The organism is Xanthomonas nasturtii (assembly GCF_023337365.3).
Lineage (GTDB): Bacteria > Pseudomonadota > Gammaproteobacteria > Xanthomonadales > Xanthomonadaceae > Xanthomonas > Xanthomonas nasturtii.
The window spans coordinates 2,185,233-2,209,861 of the sequence record NZ_CP142084.2; the positions used below are offsets into that span (position 1 = coordinate 2,185,233).

Sequence of the window (24,629 nt, forward strand, 5' to 3'; positions counted from 1 at the left end):
GCTGCTCGGTTGGGTCAGTCGGATGTGGGGGAGGGGCGGTCATGCGGGATCAGCGCGCCTGCGCCGACAGCGCGATCAAGCGCTCGGCCACGCGGTCCAGCGGCACCACTTCCTGCGCGGCACCGAGCTTGTAGGCGGCGCCGGGCATGCCCCAGACCACGCTGCTGGCTTCGTCCTGCACCAGGGTGGGCGCACCGGCCTGCAGCATTTCCAGCAGGCCGCGTGCGCCGTCGTCGCCCATGCCGGTGAGGATGGCGCCGACCGCGTTCGGGCCGGCGTTGGCGGCAACCGAGCGAAACAGCACGTCCACCGCAGGCTTGTGGCGATTGACCGGCGGGCCGTCATCGATACGGCAGCGCCAGCGCGCACCGTCGCGGATGATGCGCAGATGCTGGCCGCCCGGCGGCAGATAGGCGTGGCCGGGCAGGATCGCTTCGCCATCGCTGGCTTCGCGCACCGACATGGCCGAGTGACGATTGAGGCGCTCGGCAAAGGCGGTGCTGAAGCTGGCGGGCAGATGCTGGGTCATCACCACCGCCGGTGCATCGGCGGGCATGTGTTCCAGCACCACGCGCAGCGCTTCGGTGCCGCCGGCCGAGGCGCCGATGGCGATCAGACGGTCGGTGGTGCGAAAGCGCAGTGCGCTGCCCGGCACCGGTGCGGACTGCATGTCCAGGGTGACCTTGGGCGCGCTCGGGCGATTGAGTGCGCTGACCTTGGCCCTGGCAGCCATCTTGACCTTGCTGACGATCTCTTCGGCATAACCTTCCAGCCCACGGGCGACGTCGATCTTGGGCTTGGACACGAAGTCCACCGCGCCCAGCGACAGGGCCTGCAAGGTGGTGTCGGCACCGCGCTCGGTCAGCGATGAAATCATCACCACCGGGGTGGGGCGCAGGCGCATCAGGTTTTCCAGAAACACCAGGCCGTCCATACGCGGCATTTCCACGTCCAGCGTGATCACGTCCGGATTGAGGCGTTTGATCTTTTCGCGCGCCAGGATCGGGTCGGCAGCCGAGCCGATCACTTCGATGCCGGGGTCGCGCGACAGGATTTCGGTGAGCATCTGACGCACCACTGCCGAGTCGTCGACGATGAGTACGCGTACAGGGGTTTCCAGCGTCATTCGAACAACTCCACTCCACCGGTAACCGGTGCTTTGGACAGACGGGCGCGCACGGCCGATTCGGTGGCGGCGACTTCGGCTTCGTGTGCATGCGGCAGACGCTGCACAACGACGCGGCCGGTCGTCGCGAAGAACCACACCTTGCGCGGATGGATGCCGCACAGATCTTCGGCAATGATGGGAATGTGTTCGGCCTGCAGGTACTGGCGCACGAACTCGGCGTTGCGCGTGCCCACCGGGTTGCTGGTGAAGCCCTTGAGCACGTTGGCGCCACCGAACACCTTGGCTTCGATGCGTTTGCGATGCGCGCCGCGCTTGAGCATGTCGTTGATCAGCAACTCCATCGCATAACTGCCGTAGCGTGCGGGTGCGCCGTCGCCGACCTGGCCTTCCGGCAACAGAAAGTGGTTCATGCCGCCGATCTTGAGCACTGGGTCGCGCAGGCAGGCCGCAACGCACGATCCCAAGGTGGTCGTCAACGCGGTGTCGTCGTCCACCACCAGATACTGGGTGGGCAGCAGTTTGGCGGCGATGGTCTGGAACCGCGAATCGCGGTAACGCATGACATCGTCGACTTGCACGGCCGTACTCATGCAGAGGCTCCTGCGCGCGGTGCGCGCCGATACAGCGTGCGCCCGCACGGCTGGATCAGGTCGGCCGCGTGCAGGTAGTTCTCCGAGTGGCCGGTATAGAGCAGGCCGTCGTCGCCCATGTGGCTGACCAGGCGCGAGAGGATGCCGCGCTGGGTGGGCTTGTCGAAATAGATCATCACGTTGCGGCAGAACAGCGCCGCATACGGGCCGCCGACGTCGTAGCGCGGTGTCAGCAGGTTCAACTGCTTGTATTCGATGAGCTGGCGCAGCGCCGGAATGACCCGGCATTTGCCCTCGTTGGGGCCGCTGCCGCGCTGGAAATACTTGCGCTTGATCGCCGCATCCAGCGAGGCGACGCGGTCGATGGCGTAGACGCCGCGCGAGGCGGTTTCCAGCACCTGGGTGTCGACATCGGTGGCAACGATGCTCACCGGTGGGGTCAGCGTGCCGAAGGCTTCGCAGGCAGTGATGGCGATGGAGTAGGGCTCCTCACCGGTGGATGCAGCGCACGACCAGATCTTCAGCGGTGCCTGCGAGGCGCGTTTTTGCAGTTCTTCGCGCAGCTTGTCGAAATGGTGCGGCTCGCGGAAGAACGAGGTCAGGTTGGTGGTCAGCGCGTTGGTGAACGCCTGCCATTCTTCTTCGTCGTTGCCGGCTTCGAGTTGGTCGATGTACTCGCGGAACGAGCGCAGACCGAGCGCGCGCAGACGACGCGACAGGCGGCCATACACCATGTCGCGCTTGGCCGGAGCCAGGGAGATGCCGACACGCTGGTAGATCAAATCGCAGACGCGCTTGAAGTCGCGGTCGCCGAAATCAAATTCGCGTGTGTCTGAAGCGGAAGTCGTGGTCGTCATATCCATACGCGTCGTGAGCTATAACTGGATATCGGCCACGGAGCCGCGCAACTGAAGCGCCAATACGTGGATTGCACGCGGTTGTGCTCGGTAGGCCGTGTGAGTTGGCCGGGCTGCGCGTTTTTCGGGCGCTGCGAGCTGGAAGCCGCAAGCCGCAAGTCGTGCAATCCGCGGCAGCGGGCGCGCAGTGGTCAGCGCAGATGCACACCCCAGATGCACAACGCCCCGGCAGTGCCGGGGCGTTGTGGGTGAGGCGGTGGATCAGAACTCTTGCCAGTTACCGTCGGCCAGCGCGGCCTGGGTTTGGCCGGGCCGCGACCCGCTTGCCGCTGCGCGTGCTGCCGGCTTGGCAGGGCTTTTCACTGCAACCGGGCGCGAGGCGATCGGGCGGATCCGTGCGGTCTGCGCCACATGCGCGGCGGTGTCGTCCAGCTTGAACACCGATACCGCTTCGGCCAGATGCCCGGCCTGCTCTTCCATCGAGCGGGCGGCGGCGGTGGCTTCTTCCACCAGCGCAGCATTCTGCTGGGTGGTTTCGTCCATCTGGGTGATGGTCTGATTGACCTGCTCGATGCCGGCCGACTGCTCCTGCGAAGCGGCAGAAATCTCGCCCATGATGTCGGTGACGCGCTGCACGCTGGCGACGATGTCGGCCATGGTGGCGCCGGCCTTGCGCACCAGCGCCGAGCCTTCGGCCACCTTGTGCACGGAGTCGTCGATCAAACCCTTGATCTCCTTGGCCGCACCGGCCGAACGCTGTGCGAGCGTGCGCACTTCGGAAGCGACCACCGCAAAGCCGCGGCCCTGTTCGCCGGCACGTGCCGCTTCCACTGCGGCGTTCAGCGCCAGGATGTTGGTCTGGAACGCGATGCCGTCGATGACGCTGATGATGTCGGCGATCTTCTTGGACGAGGCTTCGATGCCGGACATGGTGGTGACCACCTGCGAGACCACCTCGCCACCCTGCGAGGCCACACCGGTGGCGCCGATGGCCAGTTGATTGGCCTGACGCGCGCTTTCGGCGTTCTGTTTGACGGTGGAGGTGAGCTCTTCCATCGAGGCAGCGGTTTCTTCCAGGTTGGCGGCCTGCTGTTCGGTGCGGTGCGACAGGTCGCTATTGCCCGAGGCGATTTCGCCAGCCGCCGAGTTGATGGCGGTGGAGGAGACCTTGATGCGCCCGACGATGTCGGCCAGCTGCTCGGCGGTGGCATTGGCATCGTCACGCATCTGCGCAAACACGCCGCTGAACTCGCCATGCATGCGCACGGTCAGGTCACCACGCGAGAGCGCCGAGAGCAGCGAGGAAATCTGCTCCAGGCTGGCGGCGTTGGCATCCAGCAAGCCGTTGAGCTGCTGCGCCAGTTGCAGGAAGAAGCCGTGCTTGCCGTCGGTTTCCACGCGGCCGCTCATGTCGCCGCTGGCAGCGGCGCGCACGATGCGGGCGACTTCTTCTTCGACCTGCACTTCGATGGTGCGATCGCGCCATTCGCAGACTTCGCCGGTGCTCTCGCCCTGCTCGTTCTTGATGACGGTGACGGTCTGCATCATCACGAACTCGCCGTAGCGCTCTTCGAAGTTAGTGATGCCATCGCGTTCCAACGCAGCAATTGCCTTGCGCACGGTCGCCTCGGGCAGGCCGAGATAACTGATGTGCTGGCCGATGATCTGGCCGGCTTCAAAATCCGACGATGCCAGACGGATGCTGCCTTGGTAGTGCGCGACGAGCTTGGTGAACGCTTCGTTGGCGTAGATGATGGTGCGATCGGTATCGGTAATGAAGGTGGCGGTGGAGGACTTGTCCAGCGCGGTGCGGATGCGCAGGTTTTCGTCGGCAATCTTCTGGTCGCGTTCGATGCGCTCCCTCAGATCGCGCTGCATGCGCTGCATGGAGCGCATCAGTTCGCCCACTTCGTCCTGGCCTTGCACATTGATCTGGCCATCCAGCTTGCCGCCGGCGATTTCGGTGGCAGTCGAGACCGCGCCGCGCATGTTCTTGACGATGGAACGGGCGAACAGAAACGCCAGACCCAGGCCACCGACGATGCCGATCAGCAGCACCATCACGGTCAGCGAAACGGAAGTGGCGTGGACTGTCTCTGCCTTGCTCTTTGCAGCCTGCGCCAACAGATTGTCTTCGGCGATCAACGCGGCCAGCGAATCCTGGGCCTTGCTGTGCAGGGTGCGGGTCTCGCCAACGAAGGTGTCGATGGCATCGTCGGGCAGATTCAGCTCGATCATTTCACTGACGCTGGCGTAGGAGGCCGATGCCTTCTTCCAGTCCGCCACGAAGACGTCGAACAACTTCTTCTGCCGCGGGGTTTCGATCAGGCGGGGATAGCCTTTGATCGTCGTTTCGATTTCGCCGTTGAGCTTCTTGGCGTGGACTTTGGCGTCCTGCTTGACCGCATCACTGGCGCGCACCAGATTTTGATAAGACGCATTCCTATATTCGCCCAGCATGCCGCGCAGATCGCCGGCCTCGCGCACGCTGGACATGGTGTTGCCGGCAAGGTCGCGGGTGACGTTATTGAGCGAGGCCAGGCCTGAATACGCGATGATTCCCTGCACCAGCATGATCAGCAGCACGACGGCGAACGCCAGCATCAGACGCGGCATCAGTTTCAGATTATTGATCCATTGCATTGACACGATTCCCCCGTGAAAGTCAGTCCGCATAATCCAGACAGCACATCGCCACGCATGGGCGTGGCGATGTGCGATGCGATTACTTGATGGTGGCGAGCTTCAGGCCGGCCGGGGAGCTGACTTCGATTTCGGCACGCGAACTGTCGCGCTGGATCTTGCCGAGGACGCAGACGTCCTTCCCTTCGAGCGATTCCGGGGCGAAGCTGAACTTGCCGCGATTGGCGCCGTCGATGCGCGCCGAGAAGGTGTGGCGCGGGAACATGCCGCCCATGTACAGGAAGGTGGGTTCGCCTTCCGAGCTCTGCGCGTACTTGGCCTTTTCGACCTTGCCGCACACCATACCGTCCTTGCCGACGAAGCGGGTGGCCATCTCCGGCGGAATCATTTCCTGCGACTGAGCCGACAGCGTGGGAGCGACGATCACGAGAGCAGCGACGGGGAGGAGCGAGAGCAGGAACTTCATAGGGATTCTCCAGAATCAAAAGTCGAACGGTGACCCGCTTGTGTGGATGCGGGCTTCTATTCAGCTATCGGCTAGCTGCCGTTCAACTTGAAGTGGAAAAGCGTGACTGCTGTCTCACTTTAAAATAGTGGTGCGTCGCGTGTCGGGAGTCTCCCGACACGCGATGGTCGTATAACCATTTGCCTGAAACCGCTGCGGCCGTCGGAGCGGTGCGGTGGGTGCCGGCGTTGCCATGTACGTGTCGTACACAGCATTGCTTGCACATCCTCCACACCTCTCCGACGACCGCGGGCGAGGCAGGTCAGCCGTTTGAATCAGGCGGCTTCTTCGACCAGTTGCTGACCCAGCTCGGTGCTGTCCAGCAGGGTTTCGATATCCAGCAGGATCAGCATACGATCGTCCTGGGTACCGATACCGGAGATGAAACGGGTGTCGACCGCAGCGCCGAATTCGGGCGTGGGGCGGATCTGGTCGTCGTTGAGCGGGATCACGTCCGAGACGCTGTCCACCACGATGCCAACCACGCGGTCTTCGACGTTGAGCACGATCATCACGGTGAAGGCGTCGTAGCGCGCTTCTTTCAGTCGCAGCTTCAGGCGCAGGTCGATCACCGGCACGATGGTGCCGCGCAGGTTGATCACACCCTTGATGTAGTCGGGCGCGTCGGGCAGGCGGGTGACCGAGTCGTAGCCGCGGATTTCCTGCACCTTCAGGATGTCCACGCCGTAGTGTTCTTCGCCCAAGGCGAAGCTGAGGAATTCACCACCGGTGCCGGTGGCAGTGCTTTTATCGTTCATGGAAACTCCGGGCGTTGCGGCTAAATGTCAGGTTGCGGCAGGACTGCGGCAGCAGAGACGGATGCGGGTTGCTCTAGCAACATCGGCGGGGTGGGCAGCAACTTTAGGCGCCGGCCCCGCGTGGTGCGGGGGGGTTCAGAAGGCGCCGCTCTTGCGCGCGTTGCGCTGGCGGTCGACGCGGAAAATGTAGCGCTGGATGGTTTCGTCGGCGCCGCGTGGCAGGTCGCTGAATTGCATGCCGACGCGAAGGCCTTCGCTGCCGTTGGGCAGGGTCTGCTTGTACTGGCTGCACACGGTGAGCGGCAGCGTGATGGGGGCGGTGTCGGGCAGTTGCAGGGAGCAATTGCGGTAGGTGTGTTGCGGTTCGAACAAGGGCATGCCGTCGGTGAGCGCTACCGCCAGGCCGCCGCTGCTGATGTCGATGACGCGCAGCTGCAGGTTGAGTACGCCGCCCTGTGCTTCTTCCTGACGGATGGTGCAGATGGGCGAGTCGGTGATCGGGGTTTCCAGCCGGTACGATTCGCGCCGCTGCATGTGGTACATGGCGTTAGGCAGATCGGCGCGGAAGGCGACGTGGATGTCGCGCTCCAGGCGCTCGGCCTTTTCCAGGCGGAAACGGATGTTGACCCGCTCCAGTTGGGCGTAGCACAGCAGGTACTTGGCGCCTTCGATGGCGCGGTTGGAGGCATCGCTATGGCTGCCGTCCAGGATCACGCAGTCGTCGTCTTCGTCGATTTCCAGCACGGCGGTGGGCACGGCCATGTCGCGGCCGGCCACATGCATGGTCACGATGGCGCGTTGGTCGAGCAGCTGGCGCAGCAATCCACGGATCTGCCGCTTGTTGCGCAGCAGATAGCGCTCGTCACCTTCGGCAAGGTGATCGGCGTCGTGGTCCAGCTCTGAGGTATCGCCTTGGGACATGGGCACAAGCACAGTGGAAGCGGGAAGGCGCCGGACGGGTTGTCCCGGCGTCGCCTTGATATCGGCGGCAAAGCGAAATCTTTAAGAGCGGCTGACCAGACGCATATGCCTACTGGTGCTGTGAGGGTGCCGCGCATGGCTGCTGTGCGTTTGCTGCAGGGCCCTTGCTGCGGGGCCCTTGCCCGCCCACCATCGCGGGACACGCCGTGAATCCGTCCATGGAGGCTCTGGCGCGGCATCCATGCCGCTCAAGGTCCCGCGACGGTGGGCGGGCAAGGACCAGTCAAGTTGGTCGGTGTGCAGAGCTTTCAATCAGGCAACTATCAGCGCTCTGATGTGGCGTCCTGGTTCTTCAAAAAACTACCAGCCAGCTATCTGGTGCGGTGAGGGCATCGCGCCCTCGACGCTGTGATTTCCCTGGCAGCAATCGTGGTTGCCGCATCAGTTATAGGCGTGGCGTGCGTTTGCCAGCAGGGTGCTCAGCCGGTCTTGCGGTTCCAGACGGAACACTGCCACCGCATCGACCAGCTGTGCGGCCTGGTCTTCCATCGAGCGCGCTGCGGCAGTGGCTTCTTCCACCAGCGCGGCGTTTTGCTGGGTGGTTTCGTCCATTTGGGTGACGGTCTGGTTGACCTGGGTGATGCCGGCGGCCTGCTCGCGCGATGCACTGGTGATTTCGCCCATGATGTCGGTGACCCGCTGCACCGAGCTCACCACTTGCTGCATGGTGCTGCCGGCTTCGGAGGCCAATGCCGCGCCGTTACCGATGCGGGTCACCGAGTCTTCGATCAGGTGCTTGATCTCTTTTGCCGCACCGGCCTAACGCTGCGCCAGCGTGCGTACTTCGCTGGCGACGACGGCAAAGCCACGGCCCTGTTCGCCGGCACGTGCCGCTTCCACGGCCGCGTTCAACGCCAGGATATTGGTCTGGAAGGCGATGCCGTCGATGACGCTGATGATCTCGGCGATCTTCTTGGACGAGGTGTCGATGTCGGCCATGGTGGTGACCACGCGGCCGACCACATCGCCGCCCTTGACCGCCACGCCGGCGGCATCCAGCACCAGGCGGTTGGCCTGGTCGGCGTTGTCGGCGTTCTGCTTGACGGTGGCGGTGAGTTCTTCCATCGAGGCAGCGGTTTCTTCCAGCGCGGCCGCTTGTTGCTCGGTGCGACGCGACAGGTCGCTGTTGCCGGTGGCGATTTCGCTGGCGGCTGAATTGATCGCCAGGGAAGAGTCCTTGATGCGGCGCACGATGCCGGCCAGCTGGTCGGCGGTGGCATTGGCGTCGTCGCGGATGGTGGCGAACACGCCTTGTAGGTCGCCGTCCATGCGCGCGGTCAGATCGCCTTGCGACAGCGACGAGAGCAACGCGGAGACGCGCGACAGGCCGTCGGCGTTGTTGTCCAGCAACGTGTTGAGTTGTTGGGCCAGCAGCAGCAGGAAGCCGTGCTTGCCCTGGATGTCGATCCGCTCGCTGAGGTCGCCGGCGGCGGCAGCCTGCACGACGTGCGCGACCTCCTGTTCCACCTGCACTTCCTGGGTGCGGTCGCTCCATTCGACCACATAGCCCATGCGCTCGCCGGTGGCAGCCAGCACCGGGCTGACCACTTCCAGCACCACGCGGCCGCCGATCTCGATCTGTGCGGTGTGCGCGCCCTTGAGCTGATCCAGCAGGCGTGCCTGATCCGGGTTGCGATGGAACTGGTCGATGCGGGTGTCGCTCAATGCGTTGGCATCGAAGCCGGGCAGGTCGTGCCGCAGCACGTCCTGCATCGCCGAGAGCATGCGCTGCAGCGGGCGATTGACGTAGATGATGCGGCGGTCGGCGTCGGCGATCATCACGTTGGTGCTGACATCGTCCAGCGCGGTGCGTACGCGCAGCGCTTCGCTGGCGATCAGATGGTCGCGTTCCAGGCGTGCGCGCAGGTCGTCGCGCATGGTGCGTGCGTTGAGCAGCAGGCGGCCGAGTTCGTCGTGCCGGTCGATCTCGATGGGGTTGTCCAGGCGGCCGGCAGCCACATCGCCGAGCACGCGTTCCACTGCCAGCAACGGGCGGGTGACCATCTTGCGCGCGGCAATGAACACCACCGCGATGCACAGCGCCAGCACCACCAGCGAGAACAGCAGCATGCTACCCATCAATGCGTCCAGCGGGCCGTCGATGGCGCTGCGTGGCTGCGCGCCAATCACCGCCCACTGCCACGGCGCGTAGCGCTGTGCGTTGACTTCGAATGCCTGGCTGCTGCCCTTGGCATCGCGCAGCTGCAGGGTGGCGCTGGGCTGCTTGCCGTCCAGCACCGCCTGCAACAGCGCCTGCTGCTCGGCCGGCACCAGCGCCGCCAACGTGGCCGGGGTGCCCGGTGGGGCCGCGATGACCTGGCCTTGATGGTCGCCCGGCGCCATGTCGACGATGACGAAGTAGCCATCCTGGCCCAGTTTGGTGGCGCTGACCTGGGACTTGAGCGCGGCCAGCCCCTGGGTGTAGTTGCGCCCGACGAACAGCGCGCCGATCACTTCGCCGGCGGCGTTGCGCAGCGGCTGGTAGTGGGTCATGTATTGCTCGCCGAACAGCTGCGCCTGGCCGGTGAAGGCATTGCCTTGCGACAGTGCGGCGTAGGCCTTGCCCTTGCGATCGAGCAGGGTGCCGATGACGCGTTCGTTCTGCTTGTTGCGCAGCGAGGTGGTGATACGCACGAAGTCGTCGCCGGTGCGCGCAAAGATGGTGGCGACACCGCCGGCGGCCTGTGCAAAGCGATCCACTGCGTCGAAGTTGAGATTCAGCACCTGCTTGCCGGCGCGCAGTGACGGGGTGTTCTGCTCGCCGATGGTGACGGTGCTGGCGCTATCGAGTTCGCGCGCTCCGGTGGGGAGCATGTCGTCAAACACGCTGCCCAGGCGCTGGGTGCCTTCGGTCAGGGTGACGTCGTACATCGCAACCGACTGCTGCATCAATCGGGTACTTGAGCGCAGCTCGGCCTTGACCTGCGATTCGATGTCGCCAGCGGACTGACGGTAAATGGTCAGAGCCAGCAGGCCCAACGAGATGGCGATGACCAGGGTCAGCAGTGCGGAGAGCCGCGTGCCGACAGAGAGGCGGTTAAAGGAATGCATGAGGAATCGACCTTGCCCGGGGGAGGGCGTTACGGATGCGTGAAGTCCATAGCGGCTGACCATGCTCGAAATTCATCGTTTCTGTCGAAATCAGCACAAATCAGCCATTGCATTCAGCCCTCAGTCGGTGTAAGCGTTTCCAGTGCCTCGGCATTCATCTGTTATTTGTAAATTTTTTGTGAAATTTGAGGGTCGCCGCTTGCGACCAGGGGAGCGGAACGACCGTCAAAACGCCTGCCTGGCTGCTGGTCTCGACTTGGGAGTGGGGACGGCAAACCAAAAAAGGGCCGCTTCCCCTCGCAAGGGAAGCGGCCCATAAGATCGGCGGAGTGCGGATCGAAGGCTCTCGAAGTGTGTGGTGTTGCCTGTGGACCGTGTTACTGGGAACTGCCGTGTCGCTGCCGCGTTGCGCAGCGGTGCCGGCGTGTCATGCCCTCCCTGTGCCGTCTGGCCAGCGCGACGCCTTGCAGTGAGAGGGCGCAGCACGTCCCAGGCGTGGTCAACGGATCAGAACTCCTGCCAGTCGCCGGCAGCGGCGGTTGCGGTGGCATGGGCGCCGCCATTGTTGGCGCGGGGCGAGGCGGAGGCCAGCACCGGCCGCGGTGCGCTGCGTGGCATGGCGCGTGCAGCGCCGAGCGGCGCAGTGCGTGCGGCAACCGGCAGGTGGCTCTCGATCTTGAACACGGCCACCGCTTGGGTGAGCTGCTGGGCCTGTTCTTCCATTGCACGTGCTGCAGCCGTGGCTTCTTCTACCAATGCGGCGTTCTGCTGGGTGGCTTCATCCATGTGAGTGACGGTCTGGTTGACTTGTTCGATTCCGGCCGACTGCTCCTGCGAGGCGGCGGAGATCTCGCTCATGATGTTGGTCACACGCTGCACGCTGGCAACGATCTCGGCCATGGTCTTGCCGGCCTGGTCCACCAGCTGCGAACCGTCGGCCACCCGCTGCACCGAGTCGTCGATCAGGCTCTTGATCTCCTTGGCCGCAGCCGACGAGCGCTGTGCGAGTGTGCGCACTTCCGATGCCACCACCGCAAAGCCACGGCCCTGGTCGCCGGCACGCGCCGCTTCCACGGCGGCATTCAAGGCCAGGATATTGGTCTGGAACGAGATACCGTCGATGACGCTGATGATGTCGGCAATGCGCTTGGAGGAGGTTTCGATGCCACTCATGGTGTCGACCACCTTGCTGACCACCTCGCCGCCCTGCGATGCCACGCTGGCGGCGCCGATGGCGAGCTGATTGGCCTGGCGGGCGCTTTCTGCGTTTTGCCTGACGGTGGAGGTCAGTTCTTCCATGGATGCAGCGGTTTCTTCCAGGTTGGCGGCCTGTTGTTCGGTGCGCTGCGACAGATCCTGGTTGCCGGCGGCGATTTCGCTGGCGGCGGCATTGATCGAGGTGGCCGAGTGCTGAATGTGCCCGACGATGCCGGACAACTGGGTCGCCGTGGCGTTGGCGTCGTCGCGCATCTGTGCGAACACGCCGTGGAACTCACCACTCATGCGTGCGGTGAGGTCGCCGGCAGCGATCGACTGCAACAGGCCCGAGAGCGACTGCAGGTTGCCATCGGCGGTGGCCATCAAGGTGTTGAGGCTTTCCACCATCAAGCGGAAGTCGTACTGAAAGCGCTCGGCATCGCCGCGGGCGCTGAAATCGCCATTGGCCGCCGACTGGGCCAGGTGCTTGATCTGGGTATTCATCGCACCGAGATTGACCTTGACCTGGGCCATGGTCTCGCTGAGCACCGCCTTTTCGCCTGGCAGCTTTTCCATGTCTTCGCTGAGGTCGCCGATCGCGTAGCGGCCCATGATCTGTGCCAGCTTCATCTTCACTGCAATATGCGACGCCACCAGGTTGTTGGTGTCGCCGGCCATGCGGCCATACTCGCCCGGGAATGCCTCGGCGTCGATACGGAAGCTGATCTGGCCATCGTCGTGGCGCTTGGCCATGTCGGTCTGTGCGGCGAGCAGGTTGCGCACCTGCGATTGCATCTTGTCCATCGCCTGCAGCAGACGACCGGTTTCATCGCTGGCCTCGCTGTGCACTGCGTTATCGAGCTTGCCATCGGCAATGGCCTCGGCAGCGCGGGTGGCGCGGTTCAGCGGGCCGGTGAGGCTGCGGGTGATCGTCCAGGCCAGTAGTGCGCTCAGCAGCACCACGGCCAGGCCGCCGCCGATCAGCATGCTGCGGCCACGCGCCATCGAGACATTGGCCTGGTCGTAGGCCAGCTGGCTGCTCTTGCGCTGCGCATCCGAGTAGGTGCGGATCGCATCCTGCCAGCGCTGGGTGGCTGGTGCTGCGCGTTCGAGCAGGATGGGCATGGCCTGGTCGACCTTGCCGGCCGTGCCCAGTTCGCGCACCTGCTGGTTATGCGCCAGCGCCTGCTCGCGGGTTGAATCCAGCGCGTTGCGCAATTGCTGGTCGTGCGCGTCGGCGGGAAACGCGTAGAGCTTCTCGCGCAGGTCCTTGTAGCGGGTGCGCTGCGTGTCGATCACTTCGCCAAACTGGCGATTCTGCTCGGGCGTGGTCGGCAGCACGATGTTGCGCAGGTTCAACGAGATTGTGGCATTGGCGTCCAGCATGTCGGTGGCGTACTGGATCATCGCCATATTGCGTTTGACGATGGTGTCCAGGCGATCGCGCGCCTGACCAAGCGTGTACAGGCCGGCGGCCACCAGCGCGCAGGACAGCAGGATCAGGATGCCGAATGCCAGCGAGAGGCGTTTGCCGACGTTGAAGCGATGCAGAAAAGAAGTCATGGAATGGCCTGAGCAATGGGTGGGCGAAGCAGCAGGAGCTGCACACGTACGCTGGAGCGCTGCGGGGAACTGCTGCCTTCCGTGATCCAGTAACGGCCGGGTCGTGAGAGCATTGATGTGCGCGGTTTGAGCGGGTAAATCCACGGATCAGCTACGTGATGGCCATGTGTAGACCACGTAGGGAATTGGTGGTCGGCTGTCGGGAGAGACCCTTGATTCCCTGTCGGAATTTGTCTTTCCAGGCCAAAACACTGCTCTGATCGCAGCTGGATGTGAAGGAGGATTTCACGCAGGTATGTACTGTCCCGGATGCCCGGATGCCCGGATGCCCGGATGCCCGGATGCCCGGATGCCCGGATGGTTTGGCACGCGCGCGACGCGGCTGCGCCGAGATGGGCTGTTCGGCATAGAGCGTTGCGTTCCGCCGCAGCGCATCGACAGCGCAGACAGCTATCCAATGAAGGAGAGATCGTGCGCGGCGTACTCCGTAAACGCGCACGGCCGACCTGGGAGTGCCGGGCCGGCCGTTTGGGGAGAACAAGACCGAAACCGTTGCTCCGGTGGCACTGGCTCAGAATTCGCGCCAATCCTCGCTGCCTGTGGTGGCGAGGGCGGGCGCTGGCGCTCGCCCGCTGCTGCGCAGATGCCGCAGATGTGACGGCGCCGCAGGTTTGACGGTTTGGCGGGTGATGAGGCGTGCAGCGTGGGTGTCGTCGTCCAGCTTGAACACGGCCACCGCTTCGGTGAGCTGCTGGGCCTGTTCTTCCATTGCGCGTGCTGCGGCGGTGGCTTCTTCCACCAATGCGGCGTTTTGTTGGGTGGCCTCATCCATCTGGGTGACGGTGAGATTGACCTGCTCGATGCCGGCAGATTGTTCCTGCGAGGCGGCGGAAATCTCGCTCATGATGTCGGTGACGCGCTGCACCGAGGAGACGATTTCAGCCATGGTGCGGCCTGCATGGTCTACCAGCTGCGAGCCGTCGGCCACGCGCTGCACCGAGTCGCCGATCAGGTCCTTGATCTCCTTGGCGGCGGCAGACGAACGCTGTGCCAGCGTGCGTACTTCCGAGGCCACCACCGCAAAGCCGCGGCCTTGTTCGCCGGCACGCGCGGCTTCCACAGCGGCGTTCAAGGCCAGGATATTGGTCTGGAAGGCGATGCCGTCGATGACGCTGATGATGTCTGCAATTTTCTTCGAGGACGCCTGGATGCCGGCCATGGTGTCGACCACCTTGCCGACCACTTCGCCGCCTTGCGAAGCCACGCTGGCCGCGCCGATGGCCAGCTGATTGGCCTGCCGTGCGCCCTCGGCATTCTGCTTGACGGTGGAGGTGAGCTCTTCCATCGAGGCGGCAGTCTCCTCCAGGTTGGCGGCCTGTTGTTCGGTGCGCTGCGACAGGTCGTTGTTGCCGGCGGCAATTTCGGTGGCAGCCGTATTGATCGAGACTGCCGAGGTTTGAATGCGCCCGACGATGCCGGCCAGCTGGCTGGCGGTGGCGTTGGCGTCGTCGCGCATCTGTGCAAACACGCCTTTGAAATCGCCGTCCATGCGTGCGGTCAGATCGCCCGCTGCAATGGCCTGCAATATGCCCGACAGCGATTGCAGGCTGCCATCGGCAGTGGCCATCAAGGTGTTGAGGCTTTCGACCATGATGCGGAAGTCGTACTGGAACTGCGCCGCATCGCCGCGTGCGCTGAAGTCGCCAGCTGCTGCGGCCTGGGCCAGCTGCTTGATCTGCTGATTCATCGCTGCCAGATTGCGTTTGACCTGCGCCATGGTCTCGGTGAGTTTGGCTTGTTCGCCGGGCAGGGCGTCCATGTCCTCGCTGAGGTCGCCAATCGCATAGCGGCCCATGATCTGCGCCAGGCGCGCAGTGACCTGGATGTGGCTGTCGACCAGCGCGTTGGTGTCGCCGGCCATGCGGCCGTAATCGCCCGGGAAAGCGCCGGCATCCATGCGGAAGCTCACCTTGCCGGTATCGTGGTGCTTGGTCATGTCCAGCTGGGCGGTGATCAGGTTGCGCACCTGCGACTGCATCTTGTCCATTGCCTGCAGCAGGCGACCGGTTTCGTCGCTGGCCTCGCTGTGCACGGCGTTATCGAGCTTGCCCTCGGCAATCGCTTCGGCGGCGCGGGTGGCACGGCTCAGCGGCCGGGTGAGGCTGCGGGTGATCAGCAAGCCCAAGGTGCCGCTCAACAGCACCACCAGCAGCGAACCGCCGACCAGCAACTTGCGCGAATCGGCCATCGACTGCAGCGCCAGCTCTGCCGCTTCGGCAGCGAGCTTGTCCTGCAGTGTGATGTTCTCGCCGATCTTGTCCTGCCACTGCTGCAGCGCGGGCGCTGCCTGGGTGAGCAGCAGCGGCAATGCCTCGTCGCTGCGGCCTGACGTCACCAGGTCGATGACCTTGTTGTTCAAATCGCGCACTTGCGGAGTGAGGCGGTCGATCTCTTCGCGGATGTCCTGGCCCTGCGACGAAGACGGCATGGCATAGAGCGCGTCGCGTGCCTTGGCATAGTCGATGCGCGCCTGCTTGATGGATGCGACGAATTTCAGGTTGTCTTCGTTGCTGGTTGGCAGCACGACATTGCGCAACTCCGAGGCGATGACGTAATTGGCATTCATCATGTCGTTGGAGAGGCGGATCTTGGTCATGTTCTGACTTACAAGATCCTCGACCAGTGCGCGTGCCGAACTCAGCCCGCGATAGCCGATGATGGCAATGAAGCCGGAGAGCAGGATCAGCACGGTGAAGGCGGCAGCCAATCGCGGCCCGACGTTGAAACGCAGCAAAAGAGAGGTCATGGAATCGCTCGACTCGAAACGGTGGGAGGCGGTTACGCCGACAGGCCAGCCAGGCGCGCTGCGCTCGTGTCGCCTGTCGGCACGCCCACTGATAACGGCGCTGGTTGCGATCAATTAAGTCGGCTCGGCCTGCTTGGTAAAGCCGGGTCTCAGGCAGATGATGGCCGCGTGTGGATGGCTGGTGCATATCCGGTGCCACTGTGCGCAATTCTGCGATCCAGCCGTTGAAATACGTGATTTTTTGTAAATTGGCGTGCTGCGGAAAGTTGCGAGCGTTTGTTGCATTTCACGTGCGCCGCACAGCTCACACGCATACAACGCTGGCCCGATGCCGCGGTGAGACAGCCTTGCAGTGGTGAAACCTATCTGGCGGCGGATGTGGCCGCCGACCGAGGGCCGGCGACGTTTCACCTGCGCCTGCCATCGGACGGCGGAGGCCGGTGATGCGTGTGACAGATACTCTCGTGCACGCTTTTGTTTCGTATCCCATCTGCACCTAGGGACGATGACGTGTAGCGCCAGATGCGGATTCCACCACCGATTTGGCACCGCACGTTGCGTTGTGCATCGACACGACGGCCGTGCGCGACGGCCTGTCGTGCTTTCAACGCTTGAGCTGCGCTTAGAACTCCTGCCAATCGCCCAGATCGGCGGCCGCTGTGGTGGTGCCCGCAGCGCTGCGACGCTGCGAGACGGCTGCCGAGGTAGCGCGTGCCGCCGGACGCGGCGCGAAGCGGGCATTGGCCGTTGCACTGGCAATGGCCGACAACTGACGCGCTACCGGTGCGTGTGCGGCCACCTTGAACACTGCCACGGCTTCGGTGAGTTGCTGCGCCTGTTCTTCCATCGCACGGGCGGCGGCGGTGGCTTCTTCCACCAGTGCGGCGTTTTGCTGGGTGGTTTCGTCCATCTGGGTCACGGTCTGGTTGACCTGTTCGATGCCGGCATATTGCTCCTGCGAGGCGGAAGAAATCTCGCCCATGATGTTGGTGACGCGCTGCACGCTGGCGACGATCTCGGCCATGGTGGTGCCGGCCTGGTCGACCAGGGTGGCCCCCTGGGTAACCTTGCTGACCGAGTCGTCGATCAGGTGCTTGATCTCTTTGGCAGCACTGGCCGACCGCTGCGCCAGGGTGCGCACTTCCGAGGCGACCACGGCGAATCCGCGGCCTTGTTCGCCGGCACGGGCCGCTTCCACCGCAGCATTCAACGCAAGGATATTGGTCTGGAAGGCGATGCCGTCGATGACGCTGATGATCTCGGCAATCTTCTTCGACGAGCCCTGGATGTCGGCCATGGTGGTGACCACATTTGCCACCACAGCGCCGCCTTGCGAAGCCACTGCCGCGGCGCCGATGGCGAGCTGGTTGGCCTGGCTTGCATGTTCGGCATTCTGCTTGACGGTGGAGGTGAGCTCTTCCATCGAGGCGGCGGTTTCTTCGAGATTGGCGGCCTGTTGTTCGGTGCGCTGCGACAGATCCTGATTACCGGTGGCGATTTCGCCGGAGGCCAGGCCGATCGCGCCGGCGGCTTCCTGGATCCGGCCCACGATGTTGGCGAGCTGCTCAGCAGTGGCATTGGCGTCGTCGCGCATCTGGGCAAACACGCCCTGATACTGGCCGGTCATGCGTGCGGTGAGGTCGCCGGCGGCGATCGACTGCAGCAAGCCGGACAACGACTGCAGGTTGCCGTCGGCAGTGGCCATCAGGTGGTTGAGGCTTTCCACCATGATGCGGAAATCGAACTGGAACTGCTCGGCATTGCCACGCGCGGTGAAGTCGCCGTTGGCTGCGGCCTGGGCAAGGTGCTTGATCTCGTGATTCATCGTGGACAGGTTGTGCTTGACCTGGTTCATCGCCGTGGTGATCGCGGCTTTTTCGCCTGGCAATTGCGGCATGTCTTCGCTCAGATCACCGATGGCGTAACGCTCCACCAGGTGGATGGTCTGCATCTCGACCTTGATGTGCGCGGCAACCAGCTCGTTGGTGTCTTCGGCCATGCGACCGAAGTCGCCGGGGAACGCAGCGGCATCCATGCGGAAGCTGATCTGGCCTGCATCGTGGCGCTTGGCCATGTCCAGCTGCGCGCTGATCAGGTTGCGTACCTGGTCCTGCATCTTGTCCATCGCCTGCAGCAGGCGGCCGGTTTCGTCGTTGCTGGTGGTGCGCACGTCGTTGTCGAGATTGCCGCTGGCAATGGCTTCGGCGGCACGGGTGGCCTGCGACAGCGGGCGCACCAGGCTGCGGGTGATGGCCCAACCCAGCAGGCCACTGATGAACACAACCGCCAGGCCGCCACTGATCAACATCACGCGGCCGCGTGCCATCGCCGTGGTGGCTACATCGTTGGCTTCCTGCGCGCGCTGGCTCTGCAGCGCCTTGTATTCCAGCAGCGCACCCTGCCACACCTGCGTGGCCGGCGCCGCACGCTGCAGCAGCAATGGCAGTGCCTCATCGGCTTTGCCTGCAAGCCCTAGATCGATGACCTGGCGGTTGAGCGCACTGGCGATCTTGTTGTTCTGATCGATCTTGTCGCGCATGGCCTGCCCTGTCTGTGTCGCCGGGAAGACGTAAAGCTGCTCGCGCGCTTTGTCGTAGATGCTGCGCTGTTCTTCGATGAAGGTGGCGAAGCGACGATTCTCTTCAGCGGTGGTCGGCAGCACGAGATTGCGTAGCTGCAAGGCGATCACCGAGACGGCGTCATTCATCTCTTGCAGATGCTGGACGATGACCATGTTGCGATTGGTGAGCGTATCCAGGCTCTGACGCGCTTGCGCTAGCGTGTAAAGACCAGCAGCCACCAGTGCGCACGACAGCAGGATCAGCGTGCCGAACGCGAAGGTCAGGCGCTTGCCGACATTGTACCGTTGAAGAAGAGCGATCATGTTGAGTCTCGGAGGCGATGGGCAGGAAGGGGAAATGCGCATCGGCAGGGTCGCGTAATCCATACGCCAAGCGCTGCCGGGGCGGGCATGCATCCGGCCGATCCATCGCTGCGCGTGAGTGGTTGTCACGCTGCGCTCGATTGCAAGGCAGGTCTGCATGCTTGTGTACGGTAACGGCGCGGATGGCAGTGGCTGAACTGGCCTGGCCAGCCGCGTATGGGTGGCCGTCACCAAGATGATGCTGATGTGCACGAACGACCCGAAACCCCCCTCATGGGAGCGCCATCAGCACGCGATGGTGCGGTGCCAATTCACTGCTCGATCACGGGCTGAAGCGTGACGGCAGCATGCAGGCAGGTGGTTTGCCGGGTAAGTGCACCGGCTTTGGGAAGCGAATCGGCGCGATGCCGCGTTCGCTCATGACGCATATCAGGACGCGCGGATGACGGCGCGTCCAAGGTCGGAAGGCGGCATCGCGGTTGCCGCAGTGCCCTCAGGGCAGCAACACCGGTCGTCCTGGCAGGGCAGCGACACAACTGCGGTGGTGGGGGTGTCCCATCGACAGGCGATCAGGTCGCCGGCCCCATCACCGGCCGTCTGCGGCGTGCCGCATGCGGGGCGGTCAGCGCGCCCGGCGGCCCTCAGGCTGCACGATCAAGGCGGGGCGACACCGCAACCTGCAACTGGAACACCGATACCGCATTACGTAACTGCTGCGCGTGTTCTTCCATCGCGCGGGCGGCGGCGGTGGCTTCTTCCACCAGCGCGGCGTTCTGCTGGGTGGCCTGGTCCATCTGCGCGATGGTTTGGCCCACCTGTTCGATGCCTTGCGACTGCTGCTGCGAGGCCTCGCTGATCTCGTGCATGATGGTGGTGACGTCCTGCACCGAATCGACGATGTCCTGCATGGTGCGACCGGCCTGGCCGACCAGTTGGTTGCCATGCTCGACCCGGCTGACCGAATCGTCGATCAGCTGCTTGATCTCTTTCGCCGCACCGGCCGAGCGCTGCGCCAGCGTGCGCACTTCACTGGCCACTACTGCAAAGCCGCGGCCTTGCTCGCCGGCGCGCGCGGCTTCCACTGCCGCGTTCAAGGCCAGGATGTTGGTCTGGAACGCGATGCCATCGATGACGCTGATGATGTCGGCGATCTTCTTTGACGCAGCCTGGATGCCGGCCATGGTGCCCACGACCTCACCGACCACCGCACCGCCTTGCGAGGCCACCGTGGCCGCACCGACCACCAGTTGGTTCGCACGGCGCGCATGCTCGGCGTTGTTGCGCACGGTGGCGGTGAGTTCCTCCATCGAGGCGGCGGTTTCTTCCAGGTTGGCGGCCTGTTGCTCGGTGCGCTGCGACAGATCCTGATTGCCGGTCGCAATCTCGCCGGCGGCATCGTTGATGGCATCGGTGGACTGCTGGATACGCCCGACGATGTCAGCCAGCTGGGTGACGGTGGCATTGGCGTCGTCGCGCATGCGCGCGAACACGCCGTGGAAATCGCCGTGCATGCGGGTGGTGAGATCGCCGGCCGCAATCGCCTGCAACACCGTGGAAAGCGCCTGCAGGTTGGCGTCGGCGGTGGACATCAGCTGATTCAGGCTGTCCACCATCGCGCGGAAGTCGTACTGGAAGCGCTGCGCATCGCCGCGCACGCTGAAATCGCCGTTGGCGGCGGCCTGCGCGAGCAGCTTGATCTCGCTGTTCATCGCCGACAGGTTGGCCTTGACGGTATCCATGGTGTCGGTGAGCACGGCCTTTTCGCCGGGCAGTCGGTCCATGTCCTGGCTCAGGTCGCCGATGGCATAACGCGACATGATCTGTGCGAGTTTCATTTTCACTGCGATGTGCGAGCCGACCAGCGCATTGGTGTCGCGCACCATGATGGCGTAGGCACCGGGAAAGCTGTCTGCCGGCATGCGGTAGCTGAGCTGGCCGGCCTCGTGCCGCTGCGCCATCTCGCTTTGCGCGCTCAGCACCCGCTGCAGTTGTTCCTGCATCCGGCGCATGGTGTCGAGCAATTGCCCGGTCTCGTCGCGGCTGGCGGCGACCACATGATCGTCCAGCTGGCCCAGCGCGATATTGGCTGCCACCGCGGCGGCGCGGCGTACATTACGGGTCAGCCGCGACAAGGTGTACCAACCCAGCGTGGCGATCAGCAGTGCCAGCAGCGACAGGCCGGCGATGGCTTCCCACATCGCGTTGCGTGCATCCACCAGGTGACGTTGGGATTGCCGCTGCAGCGCCTGCAACGAGACGTTGCTGAGCACCTGCAGGGTCTGGCCAAGCGCATCGAGCGCGGCGTTCCATTGCGTGTCTGCCTGGGTATCGCTGCCTTCCAGCGCGGTAGCGAGGGCGGCCAGGGCCGCGCTTGCTTGGGTGGCTTCGGTCCTGGCGGCATCGGCCAGGGCCGGATCGGGCTGTTCCAGCAGGCCCATCGCCTTGTCCAGCTCATGCCGGAAACGTACATGGTTTCGCGCAAGCTGATTGAGTTGCTCGCGCAGCACGGCGCGTCTTTCGCCAGCCTGCGACGGGTCGCTGGCGGCATCCAGGCGGGTCAGCGATTCGGTGGCGTCGGGGCTGTAGATCAGCGTGGACACCACCAGATGGTAGCTCTCGATATATGGGGTGTAGACCAGCTGGCTGTCGTCGCGCAGCGCATCGAGCGCGGCGAACGCCTGTTCGCTCACGGCGGCATAGCCCTCGGCGGCCGCGCCGGCAACATGGCGCTGCTGCAGGGCAAGCAATTCTTTCTGGCTACGTTCGAAGCCGGGCATGCTGGCCGTGGTGGCGAGCAGTTGGGTGAGATCGCGCTCGGCCCGTTGCGCCGCAGCGCTGGCAGTGCTGCCGCTGCCCACATGCGCAGCGTGCAGGTCGGTGATCAGGCCCAGCACCTGCCCAAGCGGTGCATAGCTGCGCAACTCGTTGCTGCTGATGGCGACGCTTTCATTGAGCTTGCCGCTGTAAAGCAGCACCGGGATCACCAGGCCAGCCAATGCAAGCACGCCGATCACACCGAGTTTTTTGACAATGGCCAGATCGTCCCAGCGGCTGGTCCAGCGACGCAGGGAGGATGAAGCGGTGTGCTGCAACAGCGCAGGAGCAATGGTCATCGGTGCCTCTCATAAGCGTACGCAGGCTATCGGCCGATAACTGTTATGCCTTGAGCCGGTCGGCATCGCTGCCGACCGGAACCGTTCAGGCAGTTTAGTTCGCTTAGAACTCCTGCCAGCTGGTGTCGTTGCTGGGCGCGGTGACCACCGCGCGCAGTTGGGCGGCTGCGGTGCCGCCGGCTGCTGGCACCTTGGCCTTGAGCGCTGAACTCACCACCGGTCGCGAGGGCGTGGCGCGCACGGTCGGAGCTGCGTAGGCCGCATCGATCTTGAATACGGCCACCGCCTCGGTCAGGCCCACGGCCTGTTCTTCCAGCGAGCGTGCGGCGGCGGTAGCTTCTTCCACCAGCGCGGCATTTTGCTGGGTGGCTTCATCCATGTGAGTAACGGTCTGGTTGACCTGTTCGATGCCGGAGGACTGCTCCTGCGAGGCGGCGGAGATCTCGCCCATGATGTCGGTGACGCGTTGGACGCTGGAGACGATCTCGCCCATGGTCTTGCCGGCGCTGTGCACCAGCACCGAGCCGTCGGCCACGCGCTGTACGGAGTCGTCGATCAGGCTCTTGATCTCCTTGGCCGCAGCCGACGAGCGCTGGGCGAGTGTGCGCACTTCCGATGCCACCACCGCAAATCCGCGGCCTTGTTCGCCTGCGCGTGCGGCTTCCACCGCAGCGTTCAAGGCCAGGATATTGGTCTGGAACGAGATGCCGTCGATGACGGAAATGATGTCGGCGATCTTCTTGGACGAGGCCTCGATCCCGCTCATGGTCTCGACCACCTTGCTGACGATCTGGCCGCCCTGCGACGCGACGCCGGCCGCGCCGATGGCGAGCTGGTTGGCCTGGCGTGCGCTTTCGGCGTTCTGCTTGACGGTGGATGTGAGTTCTTCCATGGATGCAGCGGTTTCTTCCAGGTTGGCGGCCTGTTGTTCTGTGCGCTGCGACAGATCCTGGTTGCCGGCGGCGATTTCGCTGGCGGCACCCTTGATGGACGTCGCCGAGGCCTTGATGCCACTGACGATTACGGCCAGCTGCGTGGCAGTGGCATTGGCATCGTCGCGCATCTGTGCAAACACGCCGCGGAAGTCACCACTCATGCGCGCGGTGAGGTCGCCGGCGGCGATGGACTGCAACAGCCCGGACAGCGATTGCAGATTACCGTCGGCGGTGGACATCAGCGTATTGAGGCTTTCCACCATTACCCGGAAGTCGTACTGGAAGCGCTCGGCATCGCCGCGTGCGCTGAAGTCGCCGTTGGCGGCCGCTTGCGCCAGCTGCTTGATCTCGCTGTTCATCGCGCCAAGGTTGGCCTTGACCTGCGCCATGGTGTCGCTGATCACGGCCTTTTCGCCGGGGAGTCTTTCCATGTCTTCCGAGAGGTCGCCAATCGCGTAACGTCCCATGATCTGCGACATGCGCATCTTCAGTGCGATGTGCGAACCCACCAGCGTATTTGTGTCGTGCGCCATGCGGCCATAGTCGCCGGGGAATGCGGCCGCATCGATACGGAAGCTGATCTGGCCATCGTCGTGGCGCTTGGCCATGTCGGCCTGCGCGGCGATCAGGTTGCGCAACTGTTCCTGCATTCGGCTCATTGCCTTGAGCAGGCGGCCGCTTTCGTCGGTGGCCTGGGTCTCCACATCGTTGTCCAGCTTGCCGCCGGCAATGGATTCTGCAGCGCGGGTGGCGCGGCTGAGCGGCTGGGTCAGGCTACGGGTGATCAGCAGGCCCAACGCGCCACTGAGCAACACCACCAACACGGTGCCGGCCACCAGGAGCTTGCTTGAATCGTCCATCGACTTCAGCGCGACCGCCGAGGCGTCGGTGGCAACTTTGTCCTGCAGTGCGATGTTCTCGGCGATCTTGTCCTGCCATGCCTGCACGCGTGGCGCAGCCTTGCTCAGCAGTAGTGTCTGCGCCTGCTGCAACTGATTGGCCTTGATCAGCTGCATCACCTCATCGACAGCTGGCCGTGCGACGGCACGCCGTGCGTCGATTTCCTTGCCAAGGGCACGCTCCTGCGGCGAAGAATGCATTGCGTGCAGCCTTTCGCTGACCTTTGTGTAGGTCTCCCGGTTGAGCAGGATGGTCTGTGCAAAGCGCTTGCTCTGCTCGGCGCTGTTAGGCAATACCGAGTTGCGCATCTGCATCGAGATGATGTAATTGGCGTTCAACATATCGTTCGATAATCGGATCTTGATCATCTTCTGGTGCACGATGTCGTCCACCAACGCATGCGCCGAACTCAAGCCGCGATAGCCGATGAAGGCGATGATGCCGGACAGCACGATCAACACCGCGAATGCGGCTGCCAAGCGAGGGCCGACGTTGGAGCGTTGTAGAACTGCGTTCATATCGGTTCCCAGAAGGCTGAGTGGCAGCGCTGCGCTGCGGGTGGGTAGGTAGGTGGTGCCGGTTGAACTGGTTGTGCTAGTGCAATAGCGGCCTCGGAGGGCGGGGCCTGAATACCTCTATGCCAAAAAAACATAACTACGGTCACAGATGTGAGTCGTCAGGACACGCCATGTCCTGCCAAGCCGCCAATCCCGGTCA

Annotated in this window: 12 protein-coding genes and 1 pseudogene; all 13 read right to left on the minus strand. The window is 63.9% G+C overall.

What is annotated here, in order from left to right:
- Positions 1–49: 49 nt before the first annotated feature.
- The 13 genes and pseudogenes from M3O59_RS09560 to M3O59_RS09620 all read right to left on the minus strand — a co-directional run bounded on the left by M3O59_RS09560 (position 50) and on the right by M3O59_RS09620 (position 24,430).
- A complete protein-coding gene (locus tag M3O59_RS09560; protein ID WP_064634935.1) occupies positions 50–1,126 on the minus strand; it encodes a protein-glutamate methylesterase/protein-glutamine glutaminase in 1,077 nt (358 codons plus the stop codon).
- Positions 1,123–1,719 carry a chemoreceptor glutamine deamidase CheD gene (gene cheD, locus M3O59_RS09565; protein WP_042822251.1) on the minus strand — a complete coding sequence of 199 codons (597 nt, stop codon included), beginning with the start codon at positions 1,717–1,719 and terminating at the stop codon, positions 1,123–1,125. The genes M3O59_RS09560 and cheD overlap by 4 nt, the downstream gene beginning before the upstream one ends.
- The gene (locus tag M3O59_RS09570; protein ID WP_064634934.1) at positions 1,716–2,582 is read right to left on the minus strand and encodes a CheR family methyltransferase; all 867 of its coding nucleotides are present in this window, start codon (positions 2,580–2,582) and stop codon (positions 1,716–1,718) included. Before M3O59_RS09570 ends, cheD begins: the two co-directional genes overlap by 4 nt.
- 255 nt (positions 2,583–2,837) lie before the next feature.
- Positions 2,838–5,219, minus strand: coding sequence for a methyl-accepting chemotaxis protein (locus tag M3O59_RS09575; protein ID WP_181920503.1), 2,382 nt, complete (start codon positions 5,217–5,219; stop codon positions 2,838–2,840).
- Positions 5,220–5,301: 82 nt separating this feature from the next.
- The gene (locus M3O59_RS09580; protein WP_039408161.1) at positions 5,302–5,685 is read right to left on the minus strand and encodes a hypothetical protein; all 384 of its coding nucleotides are present in this window, start codon (positions 5,683–5,685) and stop codon (positions 5,302–5,304) included.
- Positions 5,686–5,999: 314 nt separating this feature from the next.
- On the minus strand, positions 6,000–6,482 hold the full coding sequence (locus M3O59_RS09585; protein ID WP_002806488.1) for a chemotaxis protein CheW: 483 nt from the start codon (positions 6,480–6,482) through the stop codon (positions 6,000–6,002).
- A gap of 135 nt (positions 6,483–6,617) precedes the next feature.
- Entirely contained in the window at positions 6,618–7,403 is a 786-nt protein-coding gene (locus tag M3O59_RS09590; protein WP_181920504.1) for a flagellar brake protein, read from the minus strand.
- Between the two features lie 441 nt (positions 7,404–7,844).
- Positions 7,845–10,514: pseudogene (locus M3O59_RS09595) on the minus strand (Cache 3/Cache 2 fusion domain-containing protein).
- Between the two features lie 507 nt (positions 10,515–11,021).
- Complete coding sequence (locus M3O59_RS09600; RefSeq protein ID WP_116905504.1) at positions 11,022–13,274, minus strand: methyl-accepting chemotaxis protein; 2,253 nt, start codon at positions 13,272–13,274, stop codon at positions 11,022–11,024.
- Positions 13,275–13,845: 571 nt separating this feature from the next.
- Positions 13,846–16,080, minus strand: a complete 2,235-nt coding sequence (locus tag M3O59_RS09605; RefSeq protein WP_116905505.1) for a methyl-accepting chemotaxis protein — start codon at positions 16,078–16,080, stop codon at positions 13,846–13,848.
- Between the two features lie 622 nt (positions 16,081–16,702).
- Positions 16,703–18,964, minus strand: coding sequence for a methyl-accepting chemotaxis protein (locus M3O59_RS09610; protein ID WP_116905506.1), 2,262 nt, complete (start codon positions 18,962–18,964; stop codon positions 16,703–16,705).
- 641 nt (positions 18,965–19,605) lie between these two features.
- Positions 19,606–22,077, minus strand: coding sequence for a methyl-accepting chemotaxis protein (locus tag M3O59_RS09615; RefSeq protein WP_116905507.1), 2,472 nt, complete (start codon positions 22,075–22,077; stop codon positions 19,606–19,608).
- A 103-nt stretch (positions 22,078–22,180) separates the two neighbouring features.
- Positions 22,181–24,430, minus strand: a complete 2,250-nt coding sequence (locus M3O59_RS09620; RefSeq protein WP_116905508.1) for a methyl-accepting chemotaxis protein — start codon at positions 24,428–24,430, stop codon at positions 22,181–22,183.
- Positions 24,431–24,629: the final 199 nt, after the last annotated feature.

Bases quoted from the DNA above. Each gene is read 5' to 3' on its own strand.
- M3O59_RS09575 (WP_181920503.1), bottom strand. From the start codon at position 5,219: ATGCAATGGATCAATAATCTGAAACTGATGCCGCGTCTGATGCTGGCG.
- M3O59_RS09600 (WP_116905504.1), bottom strand. From the start codon at position 13,274: ATGACTTCTTTTCTGCATCGCTTCAACGTCGGCAAACGCCTCTCGCTG.
- M3O59_RS09605 (WP_116905505.1), bottom strand. From the start codon at position 16,080: ATGACCTCTCTTTTGCTGCGTTTCAACGTCGGGCCGCGATTGGCTGCC.
- M3O59_RS09580 (WP_039408161.1), bottom strand. From the start codon at position 5,685: ATGAAGTTCCTGCTCTCGCTCCTCCCCGTCGCTGCTCTCGTGATCGTC.
- M3O59_RS09570 (WP_064634934.1), bottom strand. From the start codon at position 2,582: ATGGATATGACGACCACGACTTCCGCTTCAGACACACGCGAATTTGAT.
- M3O59_RS09585 (WP_002806488.1), bottom strand. From the start codon at position 6,482: ATGAACGATAAAAGCACTGCCACCGGCACCGGTGGTGAATTCCTCAGC.
- M3O59_RS09615 (WP_116905507.1), bottom strand. From the start codon at position 22,077: ATGACCATTGCTCCTGCGCTGTTGCAGCACACCGCTTCATCCTCCCTG.
- M3O59_RS09610 (WP_116905506.1), bottom strand. From the start codon at position 18,964: ATGATCGCTCTTCTTCAACGGTACAATGTCGGCAAGCGCCTGACCTTC.
- M3O59_RS09590 (WP_181920504.1), bottom strand. From the start codon at position 7,403: ATGTCCCAAGGCGATACCTCAGAGCTGGACCACGACGCCGATCACCTT.
- cheD (WP_042822251.1), bottom strand. From the start codon at position 1,719: ATGAGTACGGCCGTGCAAGTCGACGATGTCATGCGTTACCGCGATTCG.
- M3O59_RS09620 (WP_116905508.1), bottom strand. From the start codon at position 24,430: ATGAACGCAGTTCTACAACGCTCCAACGTCGGCCCTCGCTTGGCAGCC.
- M3O59_RS09560 (WP_064634935.1), bottom strand. From the start codon at position 1,126: ATGACGCTGGAAACCCCTGTACGCGTACTCATCGTCGACGACTCGGCA.